This is a genomic window from Rhizobacter sp. (genome assembly GCF_031412075.1).
Lineage (GTDB): Bacteria > Pseudomonadota > Gammaproteobacteria > Burkholderiales > Burkholderiaceae_C > Rhizobacter.
Genome location: NZ_JANOCG010000194.1, coordinates 1 through 2,028, shown reverse-complemented (window position 1 = coordinate 2,028; position 2,028 = coordinate 1). Strand labels below are relative to the sequence as shown.

At 62.6% G+C, this 2,028-nt stretch carries 4 protein-coding genes; all 4 read right to left on the bottom strand.

Translation table 11 applies throughout. The features are described from left to right. The coding region (rplD, locus tag RMO40_RS06745) for a 50S ribosomal protein L4 (protein WP_309718089.1) at positions 1 to 564 on the bottom strand (564 nt) is incomplete at its 3' end. Further along, positions 564 to 1,235: a 50S ribosomal protein L3 gene (gene rplC, locus RMO40_RS06740; protein ID WP_309718087.1), complete on the bottom strand. Its 672-nt coding sequence runs from the start codon at positions 1,233 to 1,235 to the stop codon at positions 564 to 566. The genes rplC and rplD, both read right to left, overlap by 1 nt. A gap of 274 nt (positions 1,236 to 1,509) precedes the next feature. Continuing rightward, positions 1,510 to 1,821, bottom strand: a complete 312-nt coding sequence (rpsJ, locus tag RMO40_RS06735) for a 30S ribosomal protein S10 (RefSeq protein ID WP_056194266.1) — start codon at positions 1,819 to 1,821, stop codon at positions 1,510 to 1,512. 66 nt (positions 1,822 to 1,887) lie between these two features. After that, a partial coding sequence (locus tag RMO40_RS06730; RefSeq protein WP_489660120.1) for an EF-Tu C-terminal domain-related protein occupies positions 1,888 to 2,028 on the bottom strand: 141 nt, incomplete at its 5' end.

Genomic DNA, 2,028 nt, shown 5'->3' with positions numbered 1-2,028 from the left:
GTAGAAGACGAGTGACAGCGGATCGGCGTAACGGGGCTCGACGACCAGCACGTTCGGCAGGTTGCGCGAGGCCAGGGCAATGTTGTCGTCGATCTGATCGACGATCACCAGCACCGAGTCCAGGCCCATGGCCTTGAACTTGGCGGCCAGCAGCTTGGTCTTGGGGGCTTCGATCGAGATCGAGTCCACCACGGCCAGACGGCCTTCGCGGGCCAGCTGCGACAGGATCGCAGCCATGCCTGCGCGGTACATCTTCTTGTTCAGCTTGTGCGAGAAATTCTCGTCAGGCATGTTCGGGAAGATGCGACCGCCGCCGCGCCACAGAGGCGACGAGGTCATGCCGGCGCGAGCGCGGCCGGTACCCTTTTGGCGGAAAGGCTTCTTGGTCGAGTGATGGACCTGTTCACGGTCCTTCTGGGCGCGGGTGCCCTGGCGGGCGTTGGCCTGGAAGGCCACGACCACCTGGTGCACCAGGGCTTCGTTGTAGTCGCGAGCGAAGATGGCGTCAGGCGCTTCCACCTTGGCGGTGGCCTGACCCTGCTCGTTCAGGAGCTCGAGTTGCATCAGTTGGCTCCCTTCTTGACTTTGACCTTGACGGCCGGGCGAACAACAACGTGACCGTTCTTGGCGCCCGGGACCGCGCCGCGTACCAACAGCAGTTGCCGGGCTTCGTCAACGCGCACGATGTCCAGGTTCTGCGTGGTGCAGGTTTCGTCGCCCATGTGGCCAGTCATCTTCTTGCCCGGGAACACGCGACCCGGATCCTGAGCCATGGAAATCGAGCCAGGCACGTTGTGCGAACGACTGTTGCCGTGCGACGCGCGTTGCGATCTGAAGTTGTGGCGCTTGATGGTGCCTGCGAAGCCCTTGCCGATTGACGTGCCCTGCACGTCGACCAACTGGCCGGCGACAAACATCGTCACCGGAACCGTCGCGCCAGCTTGATACTGGGCTGCGACGTCGGCCTCGACGCGAAACTCCTTGAGGACTTCACCGGCTTCGACGCCCGCCTTGGCGAGGTGGCCGGCCTCAGGCTTTGTGACACGCGAAGCTTTGCGCGCACCGAACGCCACTTGAATGGCGCTGTAGCCGTCGGTCTCTTGGGTCTTGATCTGGGTCACACGGTTGTTGGACACATCCAGCACCGTCACAGGGATGGTGTCGCCATCGTCTGTGAAGATGCGCATCATGCCCACCTTGCGGCCCAGCAAACCGAGACGGTTGCTCAGACTCATTTTTTTCTCCAGCCCCAGCCGCTCTCGCGACGGAAGCTATTACGAACACCCGACATCGATTGGCCGGGCTGATTTTGCGATTGGCCCAGGGTGACCCGAGACCTCACGCGCGAACACCGAGCAGGCATAGCCCAACCCGGAAAAGCTGGCGAGTATAGCTTGCAGCGGCGCCCCGATGCAAGGGGCGGAGTAGGGCTGCGGCCAAAGAGAAGGCCCCGACCTGTCAAGACAGGGTCGGGGCCTTTAATGCTTGATGGCCCCAACGGGCCTTGAATCACTGCAGCTTGATTTCGACGTCGACGCCCGCGGGCAGGTCGAGCTTCATGAGCGCGTCGACCGTCTTGTCGGTCGGGTCGACGATGTCCATCAGGCGCTGATGAGTTCGGATCTCGAACTGGTCGCGGCTGGTCTTGTTGACGTGTGGAGAACGCAGGATGTCGAAGCGCTCCATGCGTGTCGGCAGCGGCACGGGGCCCTTGACGATGGCGCCTGTGCGCTTGGCGGTCTCGACAATCTCGAGGGCCGACTGGTCGATCAGCTTGTAGTCAAACGCCTTGAGGCGGATGCGGATCTTTTGCTTTTGCATGACGGTTCCTTGAAGAGCAGGTGGTGAGCACCGGGCGGAGGCCGCCCGATGCGCGTCACGCATTGATTACGCGAGGATCGTTGCAACGACGCCCGAGCCGACGGTGCGACCACCTTCACGGATGGCGAAGCGCAAGCCCGTCTCCATGGCGATCGGCGCAATCAGCTTGACCGTGATGCCGACGTTGTCGCCCGGCATGACCATTTC